The following is a 3,282-nucleotide window of genomic DNA, read 5'->3' on the forward strand; positions in this document are numbered from 1 at the left end:
GTGAGTTGCTTTTTTATGTCAGCATTTGTCAGCAATCTGTGACCATTTCTTCTAGCCGTTTCATAGTCAGCGCCATACGCTTTTTGATACGCCCAAGTAGCATTGTAACGTTGCAAATAATACAGGCAAAAGGCTTTCTGACGGTCTTTTAGCTCATCATTTTCTACTAGCTCATCGATTACATCTGGACTTCTTGCCTGTGCAACTTTGCTCTTTTTTGTGTGCACCCTTTTTGACTTTTTGTGTGCACCCTTTTTCTTGGTTGCATCCCTTTGCCAACCATTGCGACTTTTCCAAGATTTGACAGTATTAAGTGACACGCCATACTTTTCGGCAATATCCTTATACTTCATCCCAGATAAGTAGTCTTTTTCAGCATCTTCAATGCGACTCACTTCATATCACCCACCTCCAAAGTAATCTTATTTTTTATTACTGCTTGAGATTTTTAATATACTCTAACCATTTTGATTCACTACCAGACACAAATATACGTCTGCCACGTTCATCAAATGAACTTAAAAACTCACAGTAACCATATTTTCGTTTCAATTCTTTATATGAGATTTTGTTTCCTTGTTCGTCAAAATACTTTATATTCTCCCAACCGATGCAAGGAAGCCCCTTGAACGTAACTACATTTCCGTCATTAAATACCATTTCAAAGCATGTCCAGCCGTTTTGTAACCATTGCAACTGGATCACCCCCAATTTGAAATTTGCTTAAATTACTTCTTCTCGTCGTCTTTCTTGCTAATCTCACGATCAAGCTTATTAATCAAATATTCTTCCAAGCCACAGCTCACAAGACCAGCGTCTTTTGTCTGTTTCATATTGCTTCCTTTCTGCAAAATAAAAAGCCAGCCGTTAATCTGACTTTATAATACTATTAAAATAAAGACCCAGGCCGGACTCGAACCGGCTAGCATTACACTACTCTTCAATACCGGGCCATTTTGCCACTCTCGGCATTTACGTGGCAAGGACTTATCGCGCCCACACGCTAAACTTATTTAGTGACGCTTTAGCACGTCAGCGTACACTTAAGATATTCTCAAAGTAAATAATCAAACTCATCCCCAATTCGGGAACAATATCATCTTAGCATGATATGATGACTACATTTCTTCGCTATTTTGACTATAACTTGACGTAACTTTGACGCTAACTTGACGCTTTTTGAATTTCTTTTAGACGTTGTTCAATCGATTCTTGAAGTTCTTTCAAATCATTTTCGTTTGCAATATCTCTGATAAACTTACGAGCATATGACCGATAGCGATATACTCGCTGTTGCTCTTTATTTTTGGCTTGATACTTTTCTGTAGCTCTTTGCTGAGCCTTGCTAACTTTAGGCATATTTATCCTACTTTCCTAAAATCTTTGCAACTAACCACAAAATACTTCCTACCAGGTAAATCACCCCAATGACTTTCAGCATACCAATGTTGAATTGTGATAGTCGCTTATTAAATTTCTTTAGTTTATCCATGACTTTTCATCCTTTCTTAGTTATACTGAAATAAAGGGGCGACCACCCCCTTTCATTTCAAATTTTTATTTGTTTAGGAGTTGCTTAACAACTTTTATTATCCATTCGATGCCTTGCAGGGCTGTCGTTATCGTTGCAATCACGCTAATAACTTGCAACGACATTTCGGATAGTAACTTGATAAGCGACTCTTTTTTATGTTTTTCTCGCCTTGGTCTCAAATTCTCACCTCCCTCAACCTTATATTTATATTATATGTTATTAACATATAAAAGTCAATAGTTTTTACAAAAAAAGCCCGATTTTTCGGACTTTTTCGATTATTTTATTTCTCTCAAATCGATACGATTTTCTTGTACGCACAGACGCTCAGCAAACTCTACTAGCGCTGCGATCTTCAATTCGTTATATCGTGTCGTGCTGTATTTGACTTCTTGAGCTACTCGCCAATCTGGCCAACATTCAATATAGCGATAAAATAAGATGATCTGATTTGTTTTACTGCAGTGATTGATAGCGACATCGATATCTTTTAAGATACTTTTTGCTCTAGCGCTGTCACTTGTAATGTACTTGATAGCAGACTCTTCTTGCCCGTTGATCGTGCTGGGCGATTTAGGCATGCCATCGTAATTAGGTGAGCGAAAAAAGCTTGTTTGCTCATCTGCAAGACGTAACAATCTTTCAAAATCTTTCTCGAAAAATTTTTTTACTTTTTTAGCCGTCGCACGTTCATCGACCACAGGAAATAAACTTGATAATTCCATGTTTTCGCTCTCCCTTATGTTATAATGAGTTGTTGAATTTTATTGGGAGAGCGTGGTGAGTGATCACTGCGCTTTTTTCACCCTACTTCTTGTTTAAAAGAAGTTCTGCAATGAAGCATAGCCATTTAGTGATAAACCACATAAATGCAATGATCGCCATAAGTAACGTAAAAAAGGCAAAGTTCCAATCGCCTGTAACCGTGAAATAAAATGCTATTAGCACGAACACCGTCACGAATAACTTTTCAACTAAAGATAATGGTTCTACCTTCTTCATTTGTGACCACCTATCCCTTTCTGTAGCTCTTGGACTAAAGCTTTTCGTCCTGCATCCCAACCTTTAACATATTGCCTTGCTAATTGAGATGACAACTTTGTTTCAAGCTCATCTAGCACCTTTCGGCTATCTTCTGGATGTCTCCCATAATAATAAGCGTCATTGACTTCTTTTTTGATTGGCATCATTAAGCCACTCACGATTTGCTCAATTTGGTCCATAATCTTTTCTCCTATGCGTTTTATTTATTGCTCAAGGCAAATGCCCCACAAGCGGGCTCGAACCGCTTAGACGTCCTTTGTGAGGCTATGATTTAGTTCTAGTGATCCTGCGCTTTACTGTCTAATGTTGTGAGTATCTAAACAGATCAGCTTAAGATCCTGCGAGTGTTTGAGCAATGTTTGAGTTAGTCTTTTTGTAATTGTTCATCAGCTAAGCCCACTCGCAAAACTTAGCCGATAATGATCAGTAGCACTTATTCAGCAACTACTGACCTGATTTGTAAGACCCTAGTGCAAAACTGTCGTTGTATCAAAAATCTAAAGGAGGTATTTACTGTAATATGTGTCAAATTGTAATTAGTCTTGCACTTCCCACCCACCACATGTCTTACAACTCTGTCACCGTGATCTCGATATGCGGATCATCGGAGTAATACTTGTGTGCATGTAGATCAACTATGCGTGCGTCATCTGTCCATAAAATGCCGTTTAAGGCGTCTAACGTACTTTTGATGTAATTATCCA

At 38.1% G+C, this 3,282-nt stretch carries 8 protein-coding genes; all 8 read right to left on the reverse strand.

What is annotated here, in order from left to right:
- Positions 1-395: terminase small subunit (locus Q9Q35_RS01360; protein WP_304651806.1), on the reverse strand; the 395-nt coding region annotated here is incomplete at its 3' end.
- Between the two features lie 37 nt (positions 396-432).
- Positions 433-696 (reverse strand): hypothetical protein, encoded by a 264-nt coding sequence (locus Q9Q35_RS01365; protein WP_304651807.1) that lies wholly within the window; start codon positions 694-696, stop codon positions 433-435.
- A 468-nt stretch (positions 697-1,164) separates the two neighbouring features.
- Positions 1,165-1,359, reverse strand: coding sequence for a hypothetical protein (locus Q9Q35_RS01370; RefSeq protein ID WP_119448328.1), 195 nt, complete (start codon positions 1,357-1,359; stop codon positions 1,165-1,167).
- 7 nt (positions 1,360-1,366) lie between these two features.
- Positions 1,367-1,492, reverse strand: coding sequence for a hypothetical protein (locus tag Q9Q35_RS01375; RefSeq protein WP_304651808.1), 126 nt, complete (start codon positions 1,490-1,492; stop codon positions 1,367-1,369).
- A gap of 320 nt (positions 1,493-1,812) precedes the next feature.
- A complete protein-coding gene (locus Q9Q35_RS01380; protein WP_119448329.1) occupies positions 1,813-2,259 on the reverse strand; it encodes an ArpU family phage packaging/lysis transcriptional regulator in 447 nt (148 codons plus the stop codon).
- Between the two features lie 82 nt (positions 2,260-2,341).
- Positions 2,342-2,536, reverse strand: coding sequence for a hypothetical protein (locus Q9Q35_RS01385; protein WP_119448330.1), 195 nt, complete (start codon positions 2,534-2,536; stop codon positions 2,342-2,344).
- Positions 2,533-2,757, reverse strand: coding sequence for a hypothetical protein (locus Q9Q35_RS01390; RefSeq protein WP_119448331.1), 225 nt, complete (start codon positions 2,755-2,757; stop codon positions 2,533-2,535). The genes Q9Q35_RS01385 and Q9Q35_RS01390 overlap by 4 nt, the downstream gene beginning before the upstream one ends.
- Before the next feature lie 388 nt (positions 2,758-3,145).
- Positions 3,146-3,271, reverse strand: coding sequence for a RusA family crossover junction endodeoxyribonuclease (locus tag Q9Q35_RS01395; RefSeq protein WP_304651809.1), 126 nt, complete (start codon positions 3,269-3,271; stop codon positions 3,146-3,148).
- Between the last annotated feature and the right edge of the window lie 11 nt (positions 3,272-3,282).

The sequence above is a fragment of the uncultured Ligilactobacillus sp. genome, assembly GCF_948826705.1.
Lineage (GTDB): Bacteria > Bacillota > Bacilli > Lactobacillales > Lactobacillaceae > Ligilactobacillus.